The sequence below is a fragment of the Nitrosopumilus ureiphilus genome, assembly GCF_013407185.1.
In the GTDB taxonomy this organism is placed as follows: domain Archaea; phylum Thermoproteota; class Nitrososphaeria; order Nitrososphaerales; family Nitrosopumilaceae; genus Nitrosopumilus; species Nitrosopumilus ureiphilus.
Genome location: NZ_CP026995.1, coordinates 1,247,376 through 1,273,524, shown reverse-complemented (window position 1 = coordinate 1,273,524; position 26,149 = coordinate 1,247,376). Strand labels below are relative to the sequence as shown.

General features: G+C 32.5%; 40 protein-coding genes. 19 read left to right on the top strand and 21 right to left on the bottom strand.

What is annotated here, in order from left to right; genetic code table 11:
• Both C5F50_RS07620 and C5F50_RS07615 read right to left on the bottom strand, forming a co-directional pair.
• Positions 1-2,559: a DNA-directed DNA polymerase I gene (locus C5F50_RS07620; protein WP_179370783.1), complete on the bottom strand. Its 2,559-nt coding sequence runs from the start codon at positions 2,557-2,559 to the stop codon at positions 1-3.
• Between the two features lie 4 nt (positions 2,560-2,563).
• Entirely contained in the window at positions 2,564-3,049 is a 486-nt protein-coding gene (locus C5F50_RS07615) for a deoxycytidylate deaminase (RefSeq protein ID WP_342448762.1), read from the bottom strand.
• Between the two features lie 176 nt (positions 3,050-3,225).
• Here C5F50_RS07615 and C5F50_RS07610 point away from each other — a divergent pair, with 176 nt between their 5' ends.
• Both C5F50_RS07610 and C5F50_RS07605 read left to right on the top strand, forming a co-directional pair.
• Complete coding sequence (locus C5F50_RS07610; RefSeq protein ID WP_179370781.1) at positions 3,226-3,414, top strand: hypothetical protein; 189 nt, start codon at positions 3,226-3,228, stop codon at positions 3,412-3,414.
• Positions 3,415-3,709: 295 nt separating this feature from the next.
• A complete protein-coding gene (locus tag C5F50_RS07605) occupies positions 3,710-5,218 on the top strand; it encodes a DEAD/DEAH box helicase (RefSeq protein ID WP_179370780.1) in 1,509 nt (502 codons plus the stop codon).
• A 100-nt stretch (positions 5,219-5,318) separates the two neighbouring features.
• Here C5F50_RS07605 and C5F50_RS13065 read toward each other — a convergent pair whose 3' ends face one another.
• The 4 genes from C5F50_RS13065 to C5F50_RS07585 all read right to left on the bottom strand — a co-directional run bounded on the left by C5F50_RS13065 (position 5,319) and on the right by C5F50_RS07585 (position 7,503).
• Positions 5,319-5,477: a hypothetical protein gene (locus tag C5F50_RS13065; RefSeq protein ID WP_246282000.1), complete on the bottom strand. Its 159-nt coding sequence runs from the start codon at positions 5,475-5,477 to the stop codon at positions 5,319-5,321.
• A gap of 255 nt (positions 5,478-5,732) precedes the next feature.
• Positions 5,733-6,011, bottom strand: a complete 279-nt coding sequence (locus tag C5F50_RS07595) for a peptidylprolyl isomerase (protein WP_179370779.1) — start codon at positions 6,009-6,011, stop codon at positions 5,733-5,735.
• A gap of 139 nt (positions 6,012-6,150) precedes the next feature.
• Positions 6,151-6,927, bottom strand: a complete 777-nt coding sequence (locus tag C5F50_RS07590) for a histidine kinase (RefSeq protein WP_179370778.1) — start codon at positions 6,925-6,927, stop codon at positions 6,151-6,153.
• Between the two features lie 78 nt (positions 6,928-7,005).
• Positions 7,006-7,503: a HEAT repeat domain-containing protein gene (locus C5F50_RS07585; protein ID WP_179370777.1), complete on the bottom strand. Its 498-nt coding sequence runs from the start codon at positions 7,501-7,503 to the stop codon at positions 7,006-7,008.
• A gap of 87 nt (positions 7,504-7,590) precedes the next feature.
• On the opposite strand from C5F50_RS07585, the gene C5F50_RS07580 reads away from it, so the two are divergent.
• The 3 genes from C5F50_RS07580 to C5F50_RS07570 are packed head-to-tail and all read left to right on the top strand — an operon-like array spanning position 7,591 to position 9,736.
• Positions 7,591-8,196 (top strand): hypothetical protein, encoded by a 606-nt coding sequence (locus tag C5F50_RS07580; protein WP_179370776.1) that lies wholly within the window; start codon positions 7,591-7,593, stop codon positions 8,194-8,196.
• Positions 8,197-8,256: 60 nt separating this feature from the next.
• A complete protein-coding gene (locus tag C5F50_RS07575) occupies positions 8,257-9,324 on the top strand; it encodes a DMT family transporter (protein ID WP_246281999.1) in 1,068 nt (355 codons plus the stop codon).
• A 31-nt stretch (positions 9,325-9,355) separates the two neighbouring features.
• Entirely contained in the window at positions 9,356-9,736 is a 381-nt protein-coding gene (locus tag C5F50_RS07570; RefSeq protein ID WP_179370775.1) for a response regulator, read from the top strand.
• 25 nt (positions 9,737-9,761) lie between these two features.
• On the opposite strand, the gene C5F50_RS07565 is transcribed toward C5F50_RS07570, so the two are convergent.
• Both C5F50_RS07565 and C5F50_RS07560 read right to left on the bottom strand, forming a co-directional pair.
• Positions 9,762-10,160, bottom strand: coding sequence for a pyridoxamine 5'-phosphate oxidase family protein (locus C5F50_RS07565; RefSeq protein ID WP_179370774.1), 399 nt, complete (start codon positions 10,158-10,160; stop codon positions 9,762-9,764).
• Positions 10,157-10,435: a hypothetical protein gene (locus tag C5F50_RS07560; RefSeq protein ID WP_179370773.1), complete on the bottom strand. Its 279-nt coding sequence runs from the start codon at positions 10,433-10,435 to the stop codon at positions 10,157-10,159. Before C5F50_RS07560 ends, C5F50_RS07565 begins: the two co-directional genes overlap by 4 nt.
• A 72-nt stretch (positions 10,436-10,507) precedes the next feature.
• On the opposite strand from C5F50_RS07560, the gene C5F50_RS07555 reads away from it, so the two are divergent.
• Positions 10,508-10,909 carry a DUF2203 domain-containing protein gene (locus tag C5F50_RS07555; protein ID WP_179370772.1) on the top strand — a complete coding sequence of 134 codons (402 nt, stop codon included), beginning with the start codon at positions 10,508-10,510 and terminating at the stop codon, positions 10,907-10,909.
• A gap of 178 nt (positions 10,910-11,087) precedes the next feature.
• Here C5F50_RS07555 and C5F50_RS07550 read toward each other — a convergent pair whose 3' ends face one another.
• Positions 11,088-11,276: a hypothetical protein gene (locus tag C5F50_RS07550; protein WP_246281998.1), complete on the bottom strand. Its 189-nt coding sequence runs from the start codon at positions 11,274-11,276 to the stop codon at positions 11,088-11,090.
• A gap of 104 nt (positions 11,277-11,380) precedes the next feature.
• On the opposite strand from C5F50_RS07550, the gene C5F50_RS07545 reads away from it, so the two are divergent.
• From C5F50_RS07545 to C5F50_RS07525, 5 genes are all read left to right on the top strand, one after another.
• A complete protein-coding gene (locus tag C5F50_RS07545) occupies positions 11,381-12,265 on the top strand; it encodes a prenyltransferase (RefSeq protein ID WP_179370770.1) in 885 nt (294 codons plus the stop codon).
• A 38-nt stretch (positions 12,266-12,303) separates the two neighbouring features.
• Positions 12,304-13,404 (top strand): aldo/keto reductase, encoded by a 1,101-nt coding sequence (locus C5F50_RS07540; protein ID WP_179372959.1) that lies wholly within the window; start codon positions 12,304-12,306, stop codon positions 13,402-13,404.
• A 72-nt stretch (positions 13,405-13,476) separates the two neighbouring features.
• Positions 13,477-13,842, top strand: a complete 366-nt coding sequence (locus C5F50_RS07535) for a DUF6659 family protein (RefSeq protein WP_179370769.1) — start codon at positions 13,477-13,479, stop codon at positions 13,840-13,842.
• Between the two features lie 66 nt (positions 13,843-13,908).
• On the top strand, positions 13,909-14,103 hold the full coding sequence (locus C5F50_RS07530) for a hypothetical protein (RefSeq protein WP_179370768.1): 195 nt from the start codon (positions 13,909-13,911) through the stop codon (positions 14,101-14,103).
• Between the two features lie 102 nt (positions 14,104-14,205).
• Positions 14,206-14,352 (top strand): YHS domain-containing protein, encoded by a 147-nt coding sequence (locus tag C5F50_RS07525; RefSeq protein WP_179370767.1) that lies wholly within the window; start codon positions 14,206-14,208, stop codon positions 14,350-14,352.
• Here C5F50_RS07525 and C5F50_RS07520 read toward each other — a convergent pair.
• Complete coding sequence (locus C5F50_RS07520; RefSeq protein WP_179372958.1) at positions 14,349-15,290, bottom strand: asparagine synthase C-terminal domain-containing protein; 942 nt, start codon at positions 15,288-15,290, stop codon at positions 14,349-14,351. The genes C5F50_RS07525 and C5F50_RS07520 overlap by 4 nt on opposite strands.
• 109 nt (positions 15,291-15,399) lie before the next feature.
• On the opposite strand from C5F50_RS07520, the gene C5F50_RS07515 reads away from it, so the two are divergent.
• Complete coding sequence (locus C5F50_RS07515) at positions 15,400-15,816, top strand: transcriptional regulator (protein WP_179370766.1); 417 nt, start codon at positions 15,400-15,402, stop codon at positions 15,814-15,816.
• Here C5F50_RS07515 and C5F50_RS07510 read toward each other — a convergent pair.
• Positions 15,813-16,127, bottom strand: coding sequence for a ribonuclease P subunit p25 family protein (locus tag C5F50_RS07510; protein ID WP_179370765.1), 315 nt, complete (start codon positions 16,125-16,127; stop codon positions 15,813-15,815). The two genes, C5F50_RS07515 and C5F50_RS07510, sit on opposite strands and share 4 nt — an antisense overlap.
• Positions 16,128-16,178: 51 nt before the next feature.
• Entirely contained in the window at positions 16,179-16,691 is a 513-nt protein-coding gene (locus C5F50_RS07505) for a DNA-directed RNA polymerase subunit K (RefSeq protein ID WP_218843322.1), read from the bottom strand.
• 43 nt (positions 16,692-16,734) lie between these two features.
• On the opposite strand from C5F50_RS07505, the gene C5F50_RS07500 reads away from it, so the two are divergent.
• The gene (locus C5F50_RS07500; RefSeq protein WP_179370763.1) at positions 16,735-17,130 is read left to right on the top strand and encodes a cyclophilin-like fold protein; all 396 of its coding nucleotides are present in this window, start codon (positions 16,735-16,737) and stop codon (positions 17,128-17,130) included.
• Here the strand turns inward: C5F50_RS07500 and C5F50_RS07495 are convergent.
• Positions 17,112-17,423, bottom strand: a complete 312-nt coding sequence (locus C5F50_RS07495) for a MarR family transcriptional regulator (protein ID WP_179370762.1) — start codon at positions 17,421-17,423, stop codon at positions 17,112-17,114. The genes C5F50_RS07500 and C5F50_RS07495 overlap by 19 nt on opposite strands.
• Before the next feature lie 123 nt (positions 17,424-17,546).
• On the opposite strand from C5F50_RS07495, the gene C5F50_RS07490 reads away from it, so the two are divergent.
• Positions 17,547-17,759: a hypothetical protein gene (locus C5F50_RS07490; RefSeq protein ID WP_179370761.1), complete on the top strand. Its 213-nt coding sequence runs from the start codon at positions 17,547-17,549 to the stop codon at positions 17,757-17,759.
• Between the two features lie 9 nt (positions 17,760-17,768).
• Here the strand turns inward: C5F50_RS07490 and C5F50_RS07485 are convergent, their stop codons facing one another.
• Positions 17,769-18,836, bottom strand: coding sequence for a homospermidine biosynthesis protein (locus C5F50_RS07485; protein WP_179370760.1), 1,068 nt, complete (start codon positions 18,834-18,836; stop codon positions 17,769-17,771).
• 113 nt (positions 18,837-18,949) lie between these two features.
• On the opposite strand from C5F50_RS07485, the gene C5F50_RS07480 reads away from it, so the two are divergent.
• Both C5F50_RS07480 and C5F50_RS07475 read left to right on the top strand, forming a co-directional pair.
• A complete protein-coding gene (locus tag C5F50_RS07480; RefSeq protein WP_179370759.1) occupies positions 18,950-19,285 on the top strand; it encodes a hypothetical protein in 336 nt (111 codons plus the stop codon).
• Positions 19,286-19,373: 88 nt separating this feature from the next.
• Positions 19,374-20,000, top strand: a complete 627-nt coding sequence (locus C5F50_RS07475) for a hypothetical protein (protein ID WP_179370758.1) — start codon at positions 19,374-19,376, stop codon at positions 19,998-20,000.
• A 204-nt stretch (positions 20,001-20,204) separates the two neighbouring features.
• Here the strand turns inward: C5F50_RS07475 and C5F50_RS07470 are convergent, their stop codons facing one another.
• The 5 genes from C5F50_RS07470 to C5F50_RS07450 form a co-directional block, all read right to left on the bottom strand.
• The gene (locus tag C5F50_RS07470; protein ID WP_179370757.1) at positions 20,205-20,378 is read right to left on the bottom strand and encodes a hypothetical protein; all 174 of its coding nucleotides are present in this window, start codon (positions 20,376-20,378) and stop codon (positions 20,205-20,207) included.
• Between the two features lie 117 nt (positions 20,379-20,495).
• Complete coding sequence (locus C5F50_RS07465; RefSeq protein WP_179370756.1) at positions 20,496-20,639, bottom strand: hypothetical protein; 144 nt, start codon at positions 20,637-20,639, stop codon at positions 20,496-20,498.
• Positions 20,640-20,792: a hypothetical protein gene (locus tag C5F50_RS07460; protein WP_179370755.1), complete on the bottom strand. Its 153-nt coding sequence runs from the start codon at positions 20,790-20,792 to the stop codon at positions 20,640-20,642.
• Between the two features lies 1 nt (position 20,793).
• Positions 20,794-21,027 (bottom strand): hypothetical protein, encoded by a 234-nt coding sequence (locus tag C5F50_RS07455; RefSeq protein WP_179370580.1) that lies wholly within the window; start codon positions 21,025-21,027, stop codon positions 20,794-20,796.
• Between the two features lie 188 nt (positions 21,028-21,215).
• Positions 21,216-21,782 carry a hypothetical protein gene (locus tag C5F50_RS07450; RefSeq protein WP_179370754.1) on the bottom strand — a complete coding sequence of 189 codons (567 nt, stop codon included), beginning with the start codon at positions 21,780-21,782 and terminating at the stop codon, positions 21,216-21,218.
• Between the two features lie 33 nt (positions 21,783-21,815).
• Between C5F50_RS07450 and C5F50_RS07445 the strand changes: the two genes are divergently transcribed.
• Positions 21,816-22,157, top strand: coding sequence for a hypothetical protein (locus C5F50_RS07445; RefSeq protein ID WP_179370753.1), 342 nt, complete (start codon positions 21,816-21,818; stop codon positions 22,155-22,157).
• 831 nt (positions 22,158-22,988) lie between these two features.
• Here C5F50_RS07445 and C5F50_RS13255 read toward each other — a convergent pair.
• Both C5F50_RS13255 and C5F50_RS07440 read right to left on the bottom strand, forming a co-directional pair.
• Complete coding sequence (locus tag C5F50_RS13255; protein ID WP_280924441.1) at positions 22,989-23,117, bottom strand: hypothetical protein; 129 nt, start codon at positions 23,115-23,117, stop codon at positions 22,989-22,991.
• A 139-nt stretch (positions 23,118-23,256) separates the two neighbouring features.
• The gene (locus C5F50_RS07440) at positions 23,257-23,667 is read right to left on the bottom strand and encodes a hypothetical protein (RefSeq protein WP_179370752.1); all 411 of its coding nucleotides are present in this window, start codon (positions 23,665-23,667) and stop codon (positions 23,257-23,259) included.
• Between the two features lie 727 nt (positions 23,668-24,394).
• Here C5F50_RS07440 and C5F50_RS07435 point away from each other — a divergent pair.
• Together C5F50_RS07435 and C5F50_RS07430 are read left to right on the top strand one after the other, a co-directional pair.
• Entirely contained in the window at positions 24,395-24,751 is a 357-nt protein-coding gene (locus C5F50_RS07435; RefSeq protein WP_179370751.1) for a response regulator, read from the top strand.
• Positions 24,752-24,755: 4 nt separating this feature from the next.
• Entirely contained in the window at positions 24,756-25,826 is a 1,071-nt protein-coding gene (locus C5F50_RS07430; protein WP_179370750.1) for a two-component system sensor histidine kinase NtrB, read from the top strand.
• Positions 25,827-26,149: the final 323 nt, after the last annotated feature.

The following is a 26,149-nucleotide window of genomic DNA, read 5'->3' as shown; positions in this document are numbered from 1 at the left end:
CTAGCTCCAAAAAAATTCATCTAATCCTGTCTGTTTTGGCTTTCCTAAAATTGTATCAAAATCCAAATCCATCGACGATGTAATTTGTTCTAATGTTGACTCCATGAATTCCATGTATTTTTTTGAATCAATCTCTTCTTTTTTTGCCATTTCTACAGGTTTCACACCTGGTTTGTTTAGGATTTTGATATATGATATTCTATCTCCTTTTTTTATTTCTCTGATTGTTTCTAATTGTTTTGCAGCTCTGATGTGTTGAGGGATGGTCTTTGTGTATTCAGATGGTGCTTTGCTGAGCATTACATTGAATGTTAAATCTTCTAGTGGTATTTCTTTTGCTTCTACTTTTTTGCCGCATGTTGCAATCTTTTCTGAAATTTGTTGTTTTGCTTTTACAAAATCCTCTACTGTCTGAACTCTTGATAAGACCTCTAACAATTCATAAAATAATTTTTTGATAAATGGTGGCGTATGTGATTTCTTTCCTGTAAGTCCTTTAACATCCACATTTCCATCTTTTGTTACTCCGAGATAGTTTTTCTTTCTATTACTTAGCACACAGTATCTGTATGTTTTATCAATCTCTAAATCTACGCCATGATCTCTTTTTGCTTGTTCAATTACTGTTTGAATTTGTTCTTTTGTTGGTTTTTTGATAAATAATGAATCTGTATCGCCGTATAATACTTCAATTCCTGCTGCCTCACATTTTTTAATTGTCTCCAAGATTGTATGTCTTCCAATTGCAGTGGTAGCTTCAGCTACTGGTAGAAAATACAATGGAAAAATCTCTGCACCCATAACACCATAACTGGCATTTAGTATGACCTTAAGCGCTTGGCTGACAACTGTGTATTGTTGTCTTTGTTCATCAGTAAGAGTCTCTTTTTTTGATAAACTCTTGTAATAGTTCACCCTCAAATCTCTCAATGATCCAATGATCATTGATGTCAGTCCGTTTCTTTTAGAACATGTCCAATGATTTGTCTGTTCAATAATATTTTTTTTACATTCTTCATGAGAGCACCTTACTGTCTCATATGAGAGATTTCTTACTTTGATGATGCTTGGATACAGACTTGCAAAATCCATAACCACTACATCAAAATGAATTCCTTCTTTTGGATCAACGACCAAGCCCCCACGATATTTTTTATCTTTAATCACTGCATCTGATAGGACTCCTTCTGATCTTCTCTGCAATTCTTCTCTTTTTGGAATTAGACAATTTCTTCGCCTATGTTCATAATATAGAAGACTTCTAATCCACTGTGATACTCCCATTCTTGCAATATCGTCAATAGGCATTCTGCCAATTCTTGCAATGATTACAAGGAGCTTCATCAACAAATCATTATTGAAACTGGTAAGCTCAAATGTTAGTAGAGCGTCATTATAACAATAATTTGCAGTTTGGTATAGTGATAGTTGGTCAAACTCTAAACCATAATCTACCTTTTCTTTACCAAGTAGGGCCTTTGATACACTGTTTAAAGAAAAGTTGGTGTATTTTTGGCTGAATGCATAAATTTGAAATGAACGATTAGAAAGAGTTCTATACAAATCAAGATGAACTCCTTCTTTTAGTGTTGCGGAATCCCTCATCATGTAAAATGGGTTTTCAGAATTTTTTATTCCAAGTCTTTCTGCCCTGTTGTAAAGATATGGCAAGTCAAATTCATCTCCATTGTATGTTACCACAAACGGGAATTCCCTGATAATTTCAAATGCATCATATATCATCTCTTTTTCCTTGTCTAATTCATAGAATGTAATTTTGATATTTTGATCTAATTCATTTTTTCCTTCCTCTGTTCCCTCTGTCTTGAGAACAAAAATTTGATCAAACCCATCTGAGCCTTTCATTCCAATTGCAGTCACTTTTTTTTCCGCAATTTTTGGATCTGGTATTCTTCCAACTTCTGCTTCAACTTCAATATCAAGGCTGAGTCTTTTTATTTTTGGAATTGGCTGATTTAGTAAATCTGCCCATTCTGTAATGTATTTTTTAAATTCTTCAGAATCGACCATACTTTCACTGTCTACTTTGTCCCAAAGCAAACTTTTCAATGCAATTTTCACTTCGTCGGAAATTTCCAAATCATGTGGTTTTAGATTTTTATCGACAATTTCATAATATTTTCCAACAATTAACTTTCTATCATAAAGATAGTTTTCATAATATTTGATATCTGATTCCCATGTCTCAATTATGTTTCTGATACTTTTGTCTCCTGCTGTTCCACCAATTGCCAACGGATCTGCCACTGTGATTTTTGACATGTCGATTTCTTTGTCAGTAATTAGATCATGTCGTTGAACAGTTTTGATTTCAAGAACATCTTCTCTTTCTTGAAGAAAATCTAATTCATCTGGTGATAATCTAGAATAGCAGTATGGTTTGTGTCCTGTTTCATCTTTCCATAAGATTAGTTTTTGCGATTCAGGGTTGTAGAATTTCAAAATTGCTGATTTTGAATTATTGTCATATGTGGCTGACACTAGCATTGATGGGGACATTGATTCTACTTTATCAGTATTTGTAACATTTACTTGCATTTTCTTACACAGAATTCTCGTATTTTTTGACTAGCCTACTTGCCCATTTTGAAATTTCATTTTTGTCCAGTTGAATTACTTCCACTCCTGCCTCCTTTAATAAATCGTAATCGGTTTCTGGATAAGAGTCAAGACAAACAAATTTTTTAATTCCAATTGTAATTGCCATTTTTGTACATTCAAGACATGGGACAAATGTTGTATACAATACTGCTCCCTTTATTCCTGCTTCAATACCCATAATGGCACAATGCATTATTGCATTTGCTTCTGCATGATTGCAAAGACATCTATCAAGTGACGCTCCTGATTCTATCTTACCTTCCATTCTGAGTTGGCATCGCTTGCATCCTCCTTCAAAACAATTTTTGATTCCAGGTGGTGTTCCATTATATCCTGTTGCAAGCTGTCTGTGGTTTCTAACAATTACTGCCCCTACCTGTCTTGTCATGCAGTTTGAACGAAGCTTTGCCAATTCTGCTTGAAGCATAAAGTATTCGTCCCATCCAGGTCTGTCAAAAGAATCGCTCACACAGATTGTGTTTACCTGCTCAATATATGGATCACGTTAATTCTAGTTTTATTTGCGATCAATTTTAAAACGATTTGAAATATTTTGATAATGTATACATAAACTACTTTAATCTCATATGGACTATCGATTCAATGGCAAGCTATTCAGCACAAGTAAACGTCATTCACAAAAAATTTCAAAATGCTGTTAAAAGAGCAAACACAAAACAGGCTCTAAACAAAGCATACAGCGTTCACAAAAAAGATCATGAGCGCTTGTTGAAAAAACATCTACGTGAAGAGACTACGATGATTAACAAAGCAAAGAAAAAACTAGAATGAGGTAGTTTTTTCAATTTTTATTTTTCTTATTTTGTGATGTTTTTTGTATATTTTCTCATGTATTTTTTTAAATCTGAATTCTTCTCTCCTGAGGAAATTCTCCAAAGTCTAATTTCTGTGAAATTTTGAATTTTTATGCATTATCTAGGCTCAGTTTCCTCTTCCAATTTGAAATTTTACTATTTGTAGATGAGTTGAGTCTTATCCAAACCCGGCAGCTGTTCATATTTGAGCATTGGATAGTATTTTGCTACACGAAAGCATAAAATCAATAAATTGTGATGATTATTTTAGATTGGAACAATATCTTGAGAAAAAATATGTCCAAAAAAACTCTATAGAGAGACGTGATTATCAAGTAAATCTTGCAAATCAAGCAATCAAAGAAAATTGCATTGTTGTTTTGCCTACTGGACTGGGAAAGACTGCAATTGCATTACAGGTAATTGCAGAATATTTGTCAAGAGGAACAGGAGGAATATTGTTTCTGGCTCCAACTAGAGTTTTAGTAAATCAACATTATGAATTCTTAAAAGAAAATCTTACTTTGGATGATATTTCGCTGATTACCGGCGAGGACCCAATTCAGAAACGAACCAAACTCTGGAATAATAGCGTAATTTGTGCTACTCCTGAAATTGCTAGAAATGACTTGAATAGGGGAATTATAACTCCTGATCAATTCGGCCTTGTCATCTTTGATGAAGTTCACAGAACAGCTGGTGATTATGCATACTCTGGAATTGCACAAAGTTTTGAAAATTCTTCTGCAAGAATTCTTGGGATGACTGCAACTCTTCCTAGTGAAAAAGAAAAGGCAACAGAGATTCTGACAAAGCTTAGAATTTCAAGTGTGGCTGAAAGAAGAGAAGATAGTCCTGATGTAAAGCCTTACACTCAAGAAACTCACACTGAATGGATTAATGTGGAACTGCCACCTGAATTAAAATCAATTCAAACCTTGCTGAAATTAGCATTAGATGAAAGATATGAGGCTCTGAGAAAAAATGGAATTCGTATGGCAGAACAACGATCTCTGTCTGCGCTACTGAGAATCAGACAATTTGTATTAAATCAGAATAGGCGCTCTGCAAAGCCTCTCTTTACTGGAATTAGAATTCATTATGCTCTAAACATACTAGAAGCACATGGAATTACACCATTTCTAAAATTCTGCGAACGTGCACAGGCAAAAAAGGGTGTGGGAATCAAAGAACTTTTTGAGGTGGATCCTAATTTTACAAGGGCAATCCATCTTGCAAAGGAAGCACAATCACGTGGAATAGAGCACTCTAAAATTCCAAAATTGAAAGAAATTCTTGAATCTGTTCCTGGCAAGGCTCTGATATTTACCAGCTATCGTGATTCAGTTGATCTAATTTTCAATAAATTAACTGAGATGGGAATCTCGGCTGGAATCTTGATTGGAAAAGCAGGGGATGCTGGTTTAAAACAAAAAAAGCAGATTGAAACAGTACAAAAATTCAGAGACGGTGTTTTTCAGGTATTGGTGGCAACACGTGTTGGTGAGGAGGGACTAGATATTGCCGAAGTTAACCAAGTTATCTTTTATGACAATGTGCCAAGTTCAATTAGGTTTATCCAAAGAAGAGGGAGAACTGGAAGAAAAGATACTGGTAAACTAGTAGTACTAATTGCTAAAAATACTATTGATGAGACATACTACTGGATTGGAAAAAGAAAGATGACTGCAGCAAAATCAATGGGTGACAAAATGACCAGAGTGTTAGAAAAAAATCATGAAACTGAATCTCAAAAAACAGGATTGGATGCTTTTCTCTAGATTTTATATTGATTTGAAATTTGCTCCAAAATCTTTTGCCTTCTCTGAATAATTTTATTTTTCATTCCTGATTCTAAGTGGTGAATACTGCTTTCTTTTGCTACAAGAAATTCTCAAGTCTTGATTCAAACTGGTTTTCCAGAAAACCCTTTACTCCCTCAATTTCTAAATTCTCAAATGTTTCTTTTGCTAGATTAATAATTGATTTTTCCAGATATGTGAGAATCTCTTCTAATGTTTTCTCATTTAGTAAAACCATGAGAGATTTTGTTGTACTGTCCCAAAAAATGTTGTGTATTTTATTTTGGTTTTAAGTGTGGAAATTGATATTGTTCTTCTAAACTATTTTTTGATATGACTCTATGTTAGCCTCAACTCGAACAAAATCAAATGAAATGAAAAAACTATTTCAAAAAGAAAAAAATTACACGGTCAAATTTGAGCTGATTTTTTTTAAGAAAATCAGTCTAAAAATTGATGATGTTGATAAAGTCAAAATCTGTGTTGATTCAAATCACTCAAATCTTTTGATTATGTGATATCCGAATTCTGTTTTAATTGGCTTGGAAATCTCTCCAATTTGTAGTTTGAATGCTTCTTCTTCAAATGGTTTTACCATCATACCTTTAGTGAAATAGCCTAAACTTCCATCTTTTTTTGCACTTCCTGAATCAATTGACAATTCTTTTGCCAATTTTCCAAATTTTTCACCATTTTTAATTCTCTCTAAAATTACAAGTGATTCACTTTGTTTTGCTACGAGTATGTGTGAGCATTTTATTTTAACTGCCATTGTTGTTTACTCTATTTTCTATTTCTTAATTGTTTCTTCATTTATAATTTATCTGAATTTAATATTTTCTTTAATTTCATAATTGTTTTTAGATTATTGTTGGATGAGTTGTCAAATATTACTGACTTTCAAAATCTTTCTAAATGATTTTTTTATGTTTATACAATGCGTAGATGATTATCCATGCTCCGCTATACCAAAATAGATTAACTGGATCACTGAGATCATATTCTCCGATAAGCTCAAGATAGTAATACCATATGTCGCCAATAGTTATTGTCAAAATGCCAATTACTAGTATCATCCAAGCTTTTCCTAGAAGCCCATCTCTGAATATTGTTGCTCCTAGAATTGAGAATGCTAATAACACTCCTGCAGATGAAACAAAAATTAATCCATAATAGAAATCAAATCCTGCTTCCCCATATTCATTTAATGCATTGATTGAATAGCTTATCAAAATTATGCTGGGTAAAATGATTACCCATGCTTTGTATTTGTTTGAAAATGAAGAAAAAAATCTGATGTTTAAAATCACATATACTAATGTCAATGGATATTGTAAGAAAAAGAAAACATCTGCAATTGAAGGATAAGGATCAATATCTAAAAATAAATCGTAAATAAGATAAGTTATCTCTCCAAGAAAAATCATCAAATATGCAAATCCTAATGATATGCTTGCTTTTCGATAAACCCCTGCATCGATATATTTTATCGCTACAATGAACGATGCTATTGAAACTGCTAATGGATTCAAAAATGAAAAAATTGAAATTATTGTTTCAGAATCATCAGCAGTAGAAAAATAATTTACATAAATATGGAAAACTATTACTGCACAAATGATTCCTAGAATTATCTTATAATTTATGTTGGTATTTAATTTTGATGGGACTATGTCTGGCTCTGTCATTTTGGTTAATCAAAAATTCCTGTAACTGCTAATAAACATAATTTTGACCCATTTTCATATGATTTACTTTTGTATTTTTTAGAGTATTTCTGACGGTGTATATTCCCCAGAGTTCCGTAATCTTTTGAATCTTTTGAGAATAAATTCAGCTGTTTCTCTAACATCTGAACTGGGATCCTTTAATGCTAATTTAATATCCTCTTCAACTTCAAATGCTCTCATCAACCCTAAAGACTCGATTGCTTCATGTTTTGATAAAACACTTTTGTCATTTAATGAGATTTCTACTAAAAGAGGAATTTTTTCCCTCAAGTTTCTTGCTGCAATCTGAAAACTTGCTTCATGTTTTACCACTCCATTAGAATCATTTCTTAATACCCATTCCATAAGGTCTGCAACTTTTTGACGTATTCTGTGGTTTTCATTAATATTTTCAGCTAATTCTCCTACAAGCCAAACTGCATCCCATCGCCTTGATTCATCATCGTCATTTTTTAGTATATTTTCACAAAAATTGAATCTTTCTTCACTGGGCATTTCCCTGATATTATTTTCATCAAACAATTGTATGGCCAATACCCAAAATTGGGAATGACTATTTATTAAAAATATCTATTATTCCCATAAAAAAAACTAATAAGCAAGAAGTAATATGAATATGTGATGTCTGGATTAGATCATTTACTAGTAAGATCACTAAATGAAGTTATTGAAAAGAATTTAGGTTCAAAAACTGTAGAGAAAATTAATGATAGACTTTTTGAAAAATTTGGAATTTCACTTACTCAGGCAATTGAGGAATTTGATAAGCTTGATCTTGTTTTGCGAGAATTTTTTGGAAAAGGTGCTGATGGAATTGAGAGAAAAATATTTGAAAATATTTTTCAATCCAAACCAAGAAAATCAAAAGAGCATTGGTACACTCTTTCAGATTCGTATGTAAATACTATAATTTTACAAGCGTATGGTGATATGGAAAAAAAGAAAATTATTGAATCTGTTTCCGAGTCTCCAAAAATCATACATGATATTTTAAAAGATTGTCAATTACCGCGAACATCAGGTTACCGTAAAATCAACAGTCTCATTGATGATGGTTTAATTTATCAATTCGATCAAATTGTAGTTGATAATAAAAAAATTAACAAATATGCTTGTGCATTTACCAATTTGAAAATAAATATTGAAAAAAACAAATTGACTGTAGATGTCCAATTAAGTGATTCAGATATTGCTAAAAGTTCTATATTTCAAACTATTCCAATTTAATTAATTGAACCCATAGATCATACTATTAAGGTAGACTGTTGATCCCAATTATGGGATTAATTGAAGATTAAACTAGATGGGAAAAAATCACGCTTTGGATATTATTTTATTATACTTGCTGCTGCTCTTTCGTCCCTTGTACATGTCTTATCAAAACCAATGCTGGAAATGGGGGAAAACATAATTGAAGTAAATCCTATTTTTATGACTTTTTTAATTTATATGATATGTACAGCGTTTTTTACCCCTATAGCGCGAAAAACTGATCCTGTTAGCAAGTTTTCTCAAAGAGATATTTTGTTTATGGCTTTAATTGGATTATCTGAAGTAGCAGCATTAACTACCTATTTTTTCGGATTGCAAAATTCCTCTGCAGTCAATGCTTCTATTTTTAGTAATGGTGAAATCCTTTTTTCTTTGATACTTGCAATGGTTATTTTCAAAGAACGAATTAACATAAAAGAATGCATTCCATTTTCCATGATCATCATTGGAATGATGATAATCCCAATTGGTAACAATATTTTTCAAAATGGAATGAATATAGAAGAAATTGCAACAGGTGATCTATTGATAATTATTTCTGGACTTCTTTATGCTGCTGATATCACAATATGCAAGTATGTTGGTGACAAATATGATACAAGAAGAGTTACTCAGATAACTTCGTTTTTTTGTGCAATAATTGCATTATCATTTTTAATTTTACTTGAAATCCCGATGGATTTTGATATACAATATCTTCCAAACATCGTGATTATATCCATTTTGGGAACAGGGATGTCTACCCTGTTGTTTTTAGCAGCATTAAAATTAATTGGTGCCGTGCGAACTGTATTATTATATTCGACCACTTCTGTTTTTGGAATAATTTTTGCTGGGATATTTCTATCTGAAACAATCACGACTGTTGATTTAATTTCTCTTGGATTAACCTTGACTGGAATATTCTTTTTGAGAAATAAATTAGCTGAATCTGAATTAGACGGGACTGCCAAATCTGATAGCAAAAATTTCATTCCTCATTTAAATCAAAATCTGATGAATAAATCTCAAAAATTGACTTTTTTAAATAGTGTATTGTCTGAAAAAACAATCTCTTTTATACATAATAAGAGATTAACTTAATACTTAGTTATCAATACCATATTTGGGATTGATGATCAATACTTGTGTAGTTGTAGATGATGATATTCAAATCACTGAACTATTTTCTGAATTGTTGACTATCCAGGGCTTGGAAATTTTAGGCATTGGCCATAATGGGATGGATGCAATAAAACTTTTTGCCAAACACAAGCCTGACATTTTATTTTTGGATGTAGAGATGCCAAAATTAAATGGACTTGAAGCGCTAAAAGAAATCAAAAAAATCGATTCAACTGCTAAAGTGATGATTGTAACTGGAAATACCTCTGCTGAGCTTCAAAAGGAATTAAAAGAATGGGGGGTTGCTGCAATAATCCACAAGCCATTTAATATACGAAAAATCAATCATGTAATTGAATCTCTCAATAAATCTGTTTCAATGTATGCCTAATCAAAAATTATTTTTTTGAATTTTTTTAACTAAATCCCCAACTTACTTTGTTTCTTGGTATCATCTTCAAAAATGGCGCTTCGTTTTCATTCCATGGATCTTTTTGAACCCATTCAAATTTTTTATAAAAAATATCGTATAGTTTTTTAAATTCTGGTCCGTTTTCAACAATTTCTGTTTTTCCTTGAATGCAGATTGCTTTATGATTTCCTGATTTGTATGCATCAATTACAATTCCTGTGTTTGGATTTGATTTTATGTTTGAAAATGTTCGAGTATTGTAATCTGTGGCAACTACAATGACATTGTCACAGAATACAAATGATACTGGTTTTACATGTGGAATGTCATTGTGAGAAGTTGCAATCCTTGCTTCTTCTAGCGATTCTAGAAAATCTATTTCTTTTTGATTAAATTCAATCAATTGAATATTCGTTCTCTTATCTCTGGTATGTGTTTGTATACAATGTCTCTTATTTTCATCTGATCTTCTGTAGTTGGTACTTCTTTTTGAGCACTCAGTATTGCACCGCCCATGCCAAGGGCCATGCCCATTACTATTCCATATACAAATTCTTGAGGGTTTTCAACTTTGAGTGTATCTTTATTTTCCTTAATATCCTCTAGGTAAGCTGGAATTGTTGATACTGCTCCATTAATTACTTGAATTATGATTTCTTCTAATGGGTCTTCGCTCATGTTGCAGTTTCTATTAGAATTCTTAATAAATTTGTGCCTAAGATTTTTAATCCAGCCTTCCTGAGAAAGAATATGTTCTCACTTTTTACTACTAATGAGGCAAATGCTGCACTTCCTGATGTAATAAAAAAATTTGAATACGCTCTTTCCAAAAAGAATGAAGTGTCAAAATTGGAGCAACAACTCCAGATGAGTCTTTCAACTACAAATTCATTTAAAGAATTTATCACATTAAAGCAGAAATTAAATTCAGCAGTAACAAAATTCTATGAAGCAGTAGAAATCCTAGAAAACACTGGTGTTTCAGTTAAAAGTATTGAGCAAGGATTACTTGATTTTCCTTCAAAGAGGTTTGATGAGGAAGTTTGGCTGTGTTGGAAATATGGTGAGACAGAAATAAAATTCTGGCATGAAAAAGATTCTGGTTTTATGGGTAGAAAACCAATTGAAGTTAACGATGAGTCCTTAGTGTGATTATTCCTCACTTGTTTTTTTGATAAAATTTTTGACATCAACTGATTTGGAACTACCTAAATGGCTGTTTATCTTGTAATTGGCGGAATTTTAATGATGGGAATTGCAATGTTTATCTTCTTAAAGTCTGAGGCCAATTTAGAAGGGGGATATTTCCTCTCCCTCTTCTGATGATTTTTTATTTTTCAACTCTTTTCTTGTCTCTGCAAACTCCACAAAGATAATTTCGCTTAAACTCTTCTAATTCTATCTTAAAACCATCTGTTTGAAAATATGATTCTCCAGTTTGTAGTCCTCCTGGAACTGACATTCCACAATCATTACAATGAATCTTGACATTAAATTTTACTCTTTTTTCATTTTCCAAAATTCTTCCAATTATCACGGTATAATCTATTCTTTAGATTTGATATAAACAATGGTTTACCTCAAAACTCATGAATATTATACTGAAAAATAGTCCATATTATTATGCTCTCAGTATGGCTTCGTGTGATTAGAGTCCGATTCCTTCTTGCATCAGTAATTGCAGTTTCTGTGGGATTGGCGCTAAATTGGTGGCAAAACTCTTCACTAGACTTGCTTGATGCATTATTGACATTTGCAGGTGTAATGGCACTTCATGCAAGTGTGGATTTACTAAATGATTTTTGGGATTTTAAACGAGGAATAGACACTAAAACAAAACGAACCAAGATGAGTGGTGGTACTGGGGTATTGCCTGAAGGTTTGCTCAAACCATCTTCTGTTTATCGTGCAGGAATTGCATTTTTAATTATTGGAACACTAATTGGTGGCTATTTTGTAATCACTGATGGGATACTAATTGCAATGATTTTGGGATTTGCAATTTTGTCTATCTATTTTTATTCTACAAAAATTGTTGATTCTGGTTTAGGTGAATTTTTTGTAGCAGTAAAGGGCTCAATGATTGTAATTGGCACTTTCTTTATTCAATCAGGCCAAATTAACATAGAATCCATTCTTGGAGGAATTGTTGTCGGCTCTTTATCTGCATTAGTTCTTTTCATTGCATCATTTCCAGATCACGATGCAGACAAATCAAAAGGTAGAAAGACTCTAGTTATTACAGTTGGAAAGAAAAAAGCATCAAAACTGTTTTGGATTTTTCCATTAATCTCATATGGTGCAATAATTGTCGGTGTATCTGCAAATCTATTTCCTTTGTTTTCTTTGATTAGTCTTCTAAGCATGCCTTTAATGATAAAATCTGGATTGGGCTTGCAAAAAAACTATGACGCTGTTGAGAATTTGGTACCTTCAATGTCCTCCACCTTGTTGTTTGGTCGAATTACTGGTGCCTTGTTTGTGGCTAGTTTCTTGATTGACATTTGACGATTTAGACATAAATTTAGCAGTTGATTATGATTAACATGATTTCGGGCTTTGCGACTCTGGAAGGAACTAAAAAATTTGCTCAAAATTCAGGCGTAAATCAATCAAATTTCAATGATTTTGCAAATCTAACTCTTTCAAATGTTGGGATTGGAACGTATCTTGGTGATCCCGATTCTAGAACTGATGAATTAGTAACAAATGCTGTAAAGCAATCAATATTATCTGGAGTAAATGTAATTGATACTGCAATTAATTATCGTGCTCAAAAAGCAGAACGTTCCGTTGGAAAGGCAATTTCTGAATTAATTCAAGAAGAAAAAATATCTCGTGATCAATTGTTTCTAAGTACCAAAAATGGTTACGTTACAAATGATGCAGATGTTCAATTGGGTTTTTGGGAATATGTCAAAGAAGAATATTCTCAAAAAGGAGTTATTAAAGAAGGTGATGTCACGTCTGGATATCATTGTATGACTCCTACTTATCTTTCAGATCAACTAGATCGGAGTTTGAAAAATCTAAACATGGGCTGTGTTGATTTAATGTATCTGCATAATGCCGTAGAGGGACAAATTAAAGATGTTGCCAAAGAACAGTTTCTGGAGAATTTAAAATCTGTTTTTGAATTATACGAACAAAAACGCGATGAGGGCAAAATTAAATTCTATGGAATGGCAACATGGGAGTGCTTTAGAGTTACAAAAGACAACTCCCAATATCTTTCCCTTGAAGACACCATTAATTTAGCTAAAAAAGTCGGTGGTGAAGATCATGGATTTAGATTTATTCAATTGCCATTTAACATGCATTATGATCAAGCATTATTGGGGAAAAATCAAATGATTAATGATACACAGGTTTCAGTTTTGGAGGCAGCGTCATTATTAGGAATTGGTGTCTTCACTAGTGTTCCATTTATGCAAGGACGCTTGTTGGCCCCTGGTGTAATGCCAGAATTTGACGACCTAAAACCATCATTGCGCGCTTTGCAATTTATTCGCTCATCTCCTGGTATTTTGGCTCCGTTAGTTGGGCAAAAATCTCCTGAACATGTATCAGAAAATCTTGAAATTATGAAAATTCCCCCAATCCCTGAAGACGAATTTTTAGCCTTGGTCAAAAAACTTACTTCGTGAGCACCTTTTTCATTCTGACAGGAAAATCTTGTGGAAAAATAATAAATGAGCCATTATTAGGCATTAGAGTACTTGTCTGCCAAGATTTATGATTACACAAAAATCTGTGAATCTGTTTTATTAATAGACCCTAAAATTCGATTTGCGGGGGTAATTAATGAAAGGGGCCGATTAGTTGCAGGTGGAATGCGAGAGAACGTTGAACCCTTAGAAAGTGAAAAAGATGACGAAATGATTTTCATGGAATTGGCTTTGCGTGTCAAAATGAGAAAAGAATTTGACAAACAACTAGGACCTGTAAATTTTGCTATGGCCTCACGAGAACGTGCTTTAGCAATTAGCGTGTTGATTAATGAGGATATTCTTTACGTAGTGTCAGAACCTGATTCTGATTATGGTGTTTTACCTAAAAAAATTCTTAAAATAATTCATGCATAGAATCTATTTTTACTTTTAGGAATTTATGATCTTATTAATTAGCAATCAAAACTCATTGTTTCTAACATGGTCGCAAATAGCAAATTAGATTCTAATTATTTGGCAATAACAGAATTAACTTTTGAAATTAATTCAATTGTCCAAGAATCTCTTGATAATGTGCATAAAGAATTATCTTCATCTGATGTCGAGTACATCTTAAAAATTATTTTTGATATGGCCTATAAAATTAGACTGCCCCTCAAAGAATTAACTGTATGATTATCCAAACTTGTCTTATTGATAGACAAATTACTCCTTTCATTCATCATAAAGATGACTTTCTAACTGTATCTATAAATAGAAATTAAAAAGACAAAACTTGTGCCAGTAGATCCTGTATGTGGAATCGAACTTGATGAAGATCTAGCATTACTTCATGAATATGATGGAAAAAAATTCCATTTTTGCTGCAATGGCTGCAGGCGTATTTTTATCAAAAAACCTCGAAAATACAAAAATAAAAACTAGATTGGAAAAGCTCCGCACATTCTACAAAATTTAGAATTTTTTACTTCATGTTTGCAATAGGGGCATCCATTCTCTGTACTTTTTTTAGGAATGCCAAACCATTTCTTGTAAATTTCATAGTAATGCATTGACTCTCTACTTCTGATGATTACACTGTCTTCTTTCTCTGTAGTTAGTTTTTTTTCTACATATTTTTCTTCATTAATTATCGATTCAAACAAATTAGTTAGCCCTGCAGTGCCTGATCCGTCTTGCATTGGCGATTTCTCTCTCCATGTGATCTGTCGAGGCAGATATTTCTCAAATGTTTTACGAAGTATCCATTTTCCGTATCTTTGTTCTTTTTCGTTTCTTACTTTCATATCTGCCGGAATTTTTTTTGCCAGTTCCACAACTGAGTCTTTTAGAAACGGTGATTCTACATCTATTCCTACTTCTTTACCGATCTCTTGTGTTGGAAAATGCATTACTGAGCAAACCCGATTTATTTCTGCTTCTAATTCATTTTCAGGTTTGTTGATAAGAAAGCTATACCCTGCAAATAATTCATCTGCACCGTCCCCTGTGATGATTGATTTTTCTCCATTGTCTTTTGCCCATTTTATTGCCAGATACATTACAACATTATTTCGAATCTCAATATCGTTGAAATTCTTTAAAATTTTTATTGTCTCTTCCACTGCTTCAAGAATCATGGCAGTTTTAACATGATAAATTGTAAGAGGCAAATCCATCTCCTTTGCGATTCTTTGGCAATATGTTAGATCTGTTGAAACAAAGTCTTCTGCAATAACTGCAATAGCTTTTGGTTTTCTATGTTTTAAGAAATATGCTATGATGGAACTATCTAATCCCCCAGATAATGCTATCAAATTAGACTTGCATGAATTGCAGGAATCTTCTAAAACTTTGTAGAGATCCTTGGAAACATTATCCAATACAACCCAGTTTGCTCTGAAATTAAAATATCTATGCCTAATCAAGTCTCTTTGATTGCTCTTGTATTTCATTGCAAACTTAAAATATGTTGTAGGGCTCTTGGGAATTATGCTTCTTCCTGCTGAAATTGAATCTAAAACTCTAATTCCTGCATTACGTGCAATACTTGCCAAGAAACTTGCAGAAGATCATGATATTCGAGAAGATGAAATTTCTAAAATGTTGGGAGTCACCCAAGCGGCCATTAGTAATTACATTCGCGGAACAAGAGGTGACCCATCTCTAATTGCAAAACTTTTAGCAGAAAAACAAGTTGCAATAATGATTGATGAGCTCAGTGACAGTCTTTCATCAGACATGGCATACACTCCATCTAGCCTTTCTAAATTCATCGGCCTTTGTAATTATATCAAATCTAGTCTACTAATTTGTGAAATACACCACAATCTAGAATCAAACATTGATGAACAAGTATGCAAAGAATGTGAAAACATGCTTCTCAAAGGTCCTGGAAGCGTTTACTAGATTTTATTTAAAATAATTTCAATTGTTGATGTCATGCTGCCAATTCCAGGAGCTGCAACTGTGTCTAGGGTAATCTTTTGAATTTTGGAATTACCTTTTAGCATTTTTTCGGTGATTATGTTTGCAACTGCAACTGCGTTTGGAATTGCGTTTCCTCTTGATTTTAAAATAACTTGATGTTTGCTTCCTAATATTGATAATACATCTATAGCTGATTGCATTACAGGATCATTTCCAATGTTTATAATGGTGCCATCAGACTTTTCGGTCTGCTCTTGACCATACGGTTCAGTTGTCTCTTCCATGAGCATTATTCAACAATCAGCAATTTTTTGTTCTTTTAAGTTTTATCGACCAATGATTCATTTTTCAAAGTAATCAATTGGAATATTTTGAAAATCTCCGTTTGGAAGTACCCTTCTAATTGTAATTGGGATCACTCTTTGTTCAAGTTCTTCCATTGCAATATCTAATGAAATTCTTGCAGTTGTTGGAATTGGAATGAATGGTGGTGCGCCTAATGATAGCTGTAAAGCTCTTGCCCCCATAATTCTTGCTTTTTCAAATCTTGTAAGTGTTGGTGGGCCAATTGTGATTTTACCTTTCTCACATGGAATTTCTTTTGGTTCATGTTCTTCAATTTTTTCAACAACTTCTCTATTCTCAATCTCTTTGATTCTCTTTTCAAGATTTTCTTGATCTTTTTCACTTAGCGGTTCTAGTCCGCCTTTTTTCTCTATTAATTTCCGATAAGTATCGAGTGCTTTGTTTAGTCCGGCATTTTCTTCTGGTAAAATATCTACTTCAGATTCTGGTGTTTCTAAAACTTCAGTTTCAGGTACCTCTAACAATGGTGCTTCTTCGACATCAGGCAAGTACCAAAATTTTCTTAAAACGTTATATAATCTAATCATTTTAATGTACGAATTGAGTACATCATCAGTTTCCAGAAAACAACTTATTTTAGAAATTCGAGGAAAAGCAAAAATTTCATGTGATCTAAAACGTCACTTGTCTCCACGCACTGTTGGGACTATAATGAGATCCTTGCCCTTGGAGGGCAATGCCCATCTTTTAGGAAAAAGTATTTTGTATTTTGAAACTAATGTTGATTCTGGAACCGAAAGGGCAAGATCTGAATTCAAAAAAGGCGATGTGGCGTTTTTATCATCCTCTGGAAGCATTTGTTTTTTCATAAACGATGTAGTGTCTGGAAAAACTATGACGCCAATTGGAAAATTAGGTGACGATATTGATGCACTAAAGGATGTTAAATCTGGAGATGTATTGTGTATCTATGAAGAAACTGCTTGATACAAATGATGTCCTGAATAACCTCCAACTCTTTTCACAGTTCCTTTGATTGCAGAATTTTTTAGAAATGCATTTGCTGCAGAAATTTTGACTCCTGTTTGTCTTGCAAGATCTTGGACTGTAACTACTTTGGAGTTTTGAATAATTTTCATTGCCTGTTGCTCATTTACCATCACTGTAATTTCTGCTTTCTTTGGACCACTTTCACCTTTGTCTTTTTTACTCTTTTTTGTGTCCTTGCTTCCAGCTGATTTGTCCTTACTTGCAGCAGTTGGCTTTTTTGCTCCACCCATAATTCTAGAAAAAAATATTCCTCTTATAAACGATGAAGAAATCTTGTGTATGATATTTTTATAAATTATTTAAAAATTTCAAACTCTTTTCAAGTATAAATAACATCTTGTCTATCATAAGTTATGGGCATTATATCCAAAGGCGCAAAATGCAATGTTGAAGGGTGTGACCAAGACGGTACTCGTTCTTTAAACACTGCAAAGGTAGAAAACGCAGGTCTCCGAGTAAATTCATCTGGTAAAAAAACAGTCCTTTGTAAAGAGCACTATAAGGAATGGAAAAAAGAATCTAAAGACGATCGTGATCTTGAACGCGCCAGATTTGACAAATTTTAGTTTTCTTGATTAATTTGAAGGATTTTTCAAATAATCATCTCTGAGTTTCTCATATAGTTTATCTAATTTCTTATAGAGTCTTTTTGGTTCCCTCTTTTTCTGATTGCTCAAAACATATAATGCGAGAATTGGAAATGCGATTGTCGCATCAGCGTATACTGTAACCATTCCATTGTGTGCATCTTGAACTTTGCCCCAACTCTTTCCTTCTTGTAATGTTGCGCCAGACAAACCTCCTGTATCTGGACGTGCATCTGTAATTTGAATAATGTAATCTTGTCCTCCGTCATCTCTTTTAAGAATTTGATCTAATAGCGGTCCTGTTTGCTGAGCTGTATTTTTTGGAACTCCTCCACCTAATTCTAAAATTCCTGATTTCTTTGAATCATAAAGAATAGATGCCTGCTCTATTATCTCTCTTACAAAATCCAAATTGTATATTTTGTCTTTTAATCTATGTACTACTAAATTCAAGGCCAATGACGAATCCTTTATTGTTGAAATGTATACTGGTACATCGTATTCGTATGCAGATGTGATGAAGCTTTTTTCAGGATGTTTTGCTTTTTCTTTGCTAATTTTTCCCATCAAATTACAAAACTCTGCAGTTGTAAATGGCTTGTCTGGAAAATCCTCTCCAAACATTTTTTGAATTAATTCGTCTTCTGCCTCTAATGTTTCATGAAATTTGATGTATACATCTCTGATTCTTACAATTTCATTTTCATACAATTTCATGTCGTCTACATCAAAACTTCCTTGCTTCACAGGTAATCCCCAAGCAAAATGATCTTCATGGTATACATTTGCCCCAGTTGTAATAATCCAGTCAACAAATCCTCTTTCAATAAGTGTTTTAATTATTCCACCAAATCCCACTGGTGTCATTGCTCCTGAAACTGTAAGACAAATTGTAGCATCTTCTTCAATCATTTGAGCATAAAGTTTTGCGGCATCTCCAAGCTGTCGTCCATTATATCCTGTACTTGCAAAGACATCCACTAAATCTTCTATCGTCATATCTGGGTCTAGTTTAATGTGAGGAATGTCTTTGCCATGAAATTCGTGTGGGTCCACTTTGAAAAACAATTTTTTATTCTAAATAATACTTGCGGAAAGCGATTATTTTGCATAATTCTGACTTTACACACAAATATTACTTAATTAGGAATGATCTGAAATGATACCAAATGAAAATAATTGATTTGCATGATCCTCAAAGAGTAAACAAATTTCCTGATGATTTTGAAATTTTGATGTCTTCAGGGAATTTTGTCCAAGATGAGTTTATTATTTCCAAAGTAGAATTACGTCTTTACAATGAACGAGTTGATGATAAATTAGGGACATTTTCTCTAATTACCTCATTTGTAGAAACTGACAAAGGTTCTGTAGAAATGATTTATGATGAGGGATTTCGCGGTGAAAATCCTCTGAAACGAACCAAAGACTTTCTAATTTCAAATTTGGGTATATCCGGTTTGATTCTACGCTCTATTATCTGCCTACGTGAAAAAACTCAATAATTTTTAGAGTCGTCTCTTTCTTTCACTGAGGATTCTTACTGATGAATTCTGCTTGTTCCTTAAGTAGAAAATTCTGTTTTCTTTTCATATGAAACAAAATACCAAAAAACATTCACTGTTATTGGCACTACCTGTGCTTGCTGCGCTTGTTTTTGGAACAATTGGAACCTCCAATGCTTTTGCAGATGTAGACATTGGATTTGTACCAGATAATGTTTCACTTGAAAAATCTGATGCATTTTTGAATGTATCAACTGAATCACCAGTAGACAAAGATATAGTTCAATTCAGAGGCGGTACTGATGGATGGGCAATCATAGGCGGTCAAGCATATGATTCTAAAATCGGAATGACTGGAAAAGCTGTTCATCAAGGTAATGGGGTTTGGAAAGTAAAATCTCTAGCTGACATTACTGTAGAAAATAGACATGCTACTTTAGAATTGAAAGGCAAAGCAGTAGATGGAAAACTTCGACTACATGGAACTGGAACATTAGATGGGGGAGAGCCATTTAGAATAATTCTAAGAGGAAACTATGCCCCAATCTATGATCAACCAGGAGATTTCGTTCTTGACTGGTCTATGGCTAAAATACAAAACATGGAAAATGGACTTAGAATTCCATTAGCACAAGATGGTGTTATTCATGTAAAACCACTAATGTCCGTTGAGGAATTAGATGATTTAGAAAGTGAACTAAACATTGAGGAGTAATCCTCTCTTTTTTATTTTATTGAATATTTTTAATAATTTTTAAAATATTTAATTATTGCATTTCTAAGGGATGTGTGAAATATTTTTCTTCACATTCTTTAGTGCAAAACTCACTTATGAATAGATCAAAATTCTTTCCACAGTTTTTACATTTAGATTCCATATTGCATTGCAGTTAATTCAAAAATATTCTCATCTTTAATTTTATTTGAGGCAGTGCTTACAAGGAGAAAATTTTTCTTTTACTGCTTCTTCAAGAATATCTGGAACAAAGTAGATTTTATCCTCTTTTTTAACATAGTAAATTTTGCAATCTGGAACCATAGTGGCCAAGTGATGAACAACCATGTCTGATTTATTTCCAAGATACCCTACCATATCTAACATTCATCCATTTTACATAGTCGAAATATCGACACATTGACTAAACTCTTTATCATCATTATGCTGATTTGTTCTCTTTGTCCTATAAACTAGATGAAAAATTGACTAAACTTACTTTGATTTATTTTCTAAACATGCATTACATAATGTTTCAAATGTCATACTTTTAATGGGCTTGAATTTACTCCCACAATTTTCACACGTATTTTGTAAAATCAATTTTTCAACTGTATTCTCATTTTGTGATTCAGTCAATTATCTTCCTTTACTAAGAACCATGTCTGATTTATCAAGTTCATTTTTTAAAGAATTTTCAAATTCTTTGATTTCTTTATCGATTTTATCAATATCTTCTAATGATAAGGAGATCTTTAATTCCTCCTTTTTTGATGATTCTACTTTGGACATTTTATAATGGCTCGACATGCTTTACAATCCAATCTTGCACCGCCATATCTGTACGATGATCTTGACATCGTACATGAGGACATGGAATTAATCGCTGACAACTTTCGTCCTCACATTTTCGATAATTTCCAGGAATATTGGTGCCTTTGGGTGTTATTTTCAAATTAAGAATTCCATTTAGTAATGTGACAATACTTCTGCCATTTTGTTTTAGTATGTTTTTGATATTTGTCAATCCAATTCATTATCATGTTCTTTAAGAAAAAATACCCGTTTTTTTACAGGCAGATCTTTTATCCTTTGAAATTCTGGGCATAGTTTATTCAAATGCACTCATGACTTTCAACGTCTTCATACTAATTAAGTGTCTATAAATCATCAAGTATAATTAAACAGATTTCTAACAAACATTATGAAAGTTGGCTATTTGTAAATTTTAAAAGATATACTGTCCGTGGTCTTTACAAAGTTCTCTGATTTGATATCTAGTTCATCAAAAATTGATTTAATCATTGTCTCAAAGTACAATGTCCACTTGTCTCCAAGCTCGTGATGTACGATAATTTTTGTACTCTCTTCATTTATTATCTTTCTACATGGAATATTTGAGACATCAAACCATGAATCCAGAGTCTTTATTACAGAATTTCTATCATAATTACCATAAAGGTATAGTGCAGTCTCCTTGAAAAATTCCTTGCATGATGTTTGAGAAGTCTGTTTTATACAAGAATCAGATAACTGATTAAACAGAATTTTTAGCAATGACTTTCTAATTGACATAAATCCAATGTCTCTGTATAGTGTACCACGTTCTACATGTTTTGCTAGAATTTGACTAATCAGAGAATTCAATGTCGTATTTTGAAGATCACTTTCTTCACTTAGTTTCTCTTTTATCTTTTGGTCTAGATTCCAACAGTTGATTTCCTTGATACAAAAATCATTAACATCATAAAAGATGATTTTAATGAACTGTTTGTAGCACATCGAAAACAAGTCCCTCTATCTGAGATTGCTTTTTTGACTAGTCAGATACCAGATAAATTGGGATTGGATTATACTGCAACTCACGAGTTATCAAAATCAGTCAATCCAGTAGTACACTTGAAGAAGGTCAAATATTCAAACAACTTGAGGATGTTGGAACTACACGGAGAAAGATTTGATACCAATCAAAAGATGACAATAGAATATTTCAGTCCAATATCAAAAAAGATAGAGATGATTAATGCCACTAGTACGTCTGATGGAAAAATTGCCATACAATTTGAGTTTGTTGATGATTCCTTTGATGAACAAATAATGTTCTTAATTACGATTAACGAGGAGGATGCACTGTATGAGATATTGTCGGTGGAATAATGTGAGACGTATTACATGAAATACTATCTAATCAAATCATCGAATTTGATTGTGTTTCTTTCCTGTAAAGAATCTATAATGTATGTCTTATGATTTCAGATCAAGATTCAAAAAATTATCTTTGTTGGATATGTGGTACTAATATTGTTGAATATTTTGAAATAAAATATGCTGGTACAAGAGGAAAATGCCTTATTTATGAAATTGACTTTCTATTGGATTAATGATTTTAATCTTTATTCTTTGGTTTGTTCTAAAATATATTGAAAAATTCTTTACTTTTTCTACGAAACTGAATTCAGTAAAGACTGTCAAAATGAAAAACAGAAAACCTAAACTCCGTTCTAAGGATTTTACGCTGAATCATGTTGAATAAACTAGATACAATATCTCAATGATAATTTTGACTCAATTCTTTTCGCCTATTCAAATTCACTGTTTTTGTGCCTGAGTATGTTTAACAAACTTAGCTGAATACTTTTGATATGATTTGCAGAAAATCATTTTTTAAAATCAAACTTTTAGGTGCTTTGACATTCGCACTTTTGCTGTTTTTCAAATCTAGGATATTTTAGCTTATGGCATACATCACAGTATAGTTGATTTGACACATCTATCAATTACTGATTTGCGTATTAAGAGTATTGCATGATTCATCTACACTAAAAATTACATTTTTCATGTTTTAGGATCATTGATTTTGTGGTGTACTTACATTACCATTTACGTCAAGTATATTTCCGCATGTCTGACATTCCCATTCCCCATTGCAACTTATTTGGTTTGCATTTATGCCACTAGATGTATTGCAAACTTTACAGCGTAATGACATTATTTTTTATCCTCACTAGTTTTTACATTATTTTTTTCTAAATGTATTTTTTCATGTTCTCGTACTTTGTCAAATGTATCAACTGTTCCTACCCAGTGAAAATCACATTCACTGCATTGATATTTCATTTTATTTTGTCACATCTTTTTGCTGAATTTGATATCTTTTTATTTTCAAAGATTCAAATTTCAATTTAATGATATTTTTTATCATACTTTTAATGGTGTTCCTTTGATATATACCGGCGTAATTCTTAATAAAAAAAGTCTAGTAGCCTTCTTCTCCAGGGAAAAGAAGACACCAATAATTTGCGTTGTTCTTTGCAGATTTTTTCTGACCTATTTTACATGGTCCGAATACCTTTCCAGCAGATAATTCTGACTGGTAACTGGGAACCCTTTGAATCTGCTTAACTATTGCAGGTGTTACAAAAAATGATCTTACCACTTGATTATTTACCTCAAATGTCTCCACAGTATCGATGACATTGTAATCTGTCAATCCGTCATCCCCAATCGAATCCTTTGGTGTATATGGCGATGGTTTGCCTCTATTGGTCTGAAAGTCTTTGATGTTGATTTTAGGCAAAATCATCAAGCCTATTCTTACTGCTTTGGTTTGTTCCTGTGGCTTGTTGTAATCACCCAAATTTATCTGAGTTTGTGTCGTTTCATTCATTTGTGATTCGCTTTAATTGGCAACAAATTCTAAATGAGTTGTTTCATTTATGATCTGATGACATCAAGTCAACACTTATTCAACATATTCTCAAACCGTTTTAAATCAAGTGTGATTTCTTGGGGGTAAACCTGATAATATTTTCTGAAATTTCAACAAAATACTAAGGATTTTAAACTTTGAATAATTGATTTGAATATATGTTATGATTAAAGTCTAAAAGTTCGAATATTGAATTCAGATAAATAGCAATTTTGAGTTTGAATGTGGGATAATCTTCAAACTTTGCCCAAAAACGGTTCATGCCTCTAATGGCTCATATTAGCATTTTTTTCCAAACAAGTGTTTGAATCTCATAGCCTTGAATCTTTGAAAAGTACCCTCAAGTGCATCAAATTTTTCAATAATTATTAAGACTATTTTAGTAAAAAAGAGATTCTAGTTTTGATTCTCTCTGATATCTTTTTTTTTAACTCTTCATAAGTCTCTGTGTGTTCTTTTTTTAATTATATTTTCTGGCTTTGTTTTGTTGTGTGTGTTTGTGTATTAAGTAGCAGTGTATCGTAATTGATGATGTGTATGAAAAACCCAAGACAGGTAAAATGCATTTTAGGAACCTGAATATTTTCTTTGGAAATGTTTATGCCCAGACCTCAATTATTTTACAAAATAATCCGTTTTGGAATAAGTTAAAACTTTTTATCCTACTGATTTTTTTTGTACGCCATTGAGTATCATTTCAGGAATTATAGTCGATGATGAACAAGATATTGTAGATGTTGTATCTCAATTCCTTGAACTTAAAGGGTATGCTATCTTGGGAAAAGGGAATAATGGTTGTCAGGCAGTAACCATGTACAAAGAGCTAAAACCAAACTTTGTTATTTTGGATATGAAAATGCCTCAATATGATGGAAACTATGCCATCAGAGAGATAAAGAAAATAGATCCTAATGCTAAAATTTTTATAATGACGGGATATTCAAAATATGAACATTTGGAAAATGATGTCAATGCAGTCTTCACCAAACCTTGTGATATGAAAAAACTTGTGGAAACAATTGAGTTTAGTTGTTTAGTGTGATAATATGGAAAGTTCCACGTCTCCATATTTGTTAGATATTTCACATAATGAAATTTATCAATTAATCTATGAAACATCTCTTGATTTATGTAGAACAGTTAACCTTGATGGAAAAATTCTCCTGTGTAACGATGCTTATGCAAAAAATTTAGGTTACGAATTAGATGAAATTATTGGGAAATCGATTTTTGATCATGTTTCTGAAGATAGTTTTGATGATCTGAAAAACACTTTCGAGAGATGGCAAAATACTGGTAAAATTACAAACATTGAGATATGGTTGAAAAGAAAAGATGGCTCAAAGTTTCCAGTTTTACTTAATACAAATAATCTATATGATAATACAGGTAAACTTGTTGGAAGTAATACGAACCTTAGAGATATTTCTGAAATTAAAGAAATAAGAAAAGAAGTTGATAAACTTAGAACAAAAAGACTGGCAATCATAGGGACATTATCCTCTAGAATAGCTCATGATTTACGAAACCCTCTTGCGATTATTAGGACCTCCATTCAACTATTGGAATCTTTTGAAGATCCTACTATAAACAAATACTATGAAATTTTTCAAAAAATTGAAAACGCTGCCATGAGGATTTCTCATCAGGTAGATGATGTCATGGATTATGTGAAGCCTAAACCTCTTCATCTCGGCCAACATTCTTTGCAATCAATAATTATCAATGTTGTTCACAAAATACCTCATAGAGAAAATGTCGAAATTGTTACACCGAAGAACGATATAGTAGTCACATGTGATGATGAAAAAATTGAAATTGTTTTGATAAATTTAATTTTAAATGCTATTCAGGTAATGGAATATGATGGAACAATAAAAATTCGAATAACCGATGATGATCCAAATGTAATTGTTGAAATTAAGGATTCTGGTCCTGGTATACCTGATAAATTTAAAGATATGATCTTCGAACCCTTATTTACCACAAGACAGATTGGAACTGGTTTGGGTTTACCTAGTTGTAAAACTATTGTTGAAAAACACGGGGGTTCAATCTCATTTACCTCTGCTCTGGGAAATGGCACAACATTTTTCATATCACTTCCCAAAAAATAAATCCTTATTGAAATTTCATAGCCCTATACACGATTACGAATAACTCATACTTTATGTCTCAAGAGTAAAAGATTGGAATACTTTATGACTATCTCATATGGAGAAAAAGAAAATGAATCTTCACAAACTATGTCCAATTAATTGTAGTGGTAATTCTGTGATTACTTCTTGTGTGTCTCGTAGTTTGTTTGTAACACACTTTATTTCTTAATTCAATCTAGTTTTACAATAACAATGAAAAGAACTTTCGAATTTGACATGTATGAGAAATTGATTGAACGAGAATTTGGATTTGAGGTCTGATCATATGTATTCCAAAAATG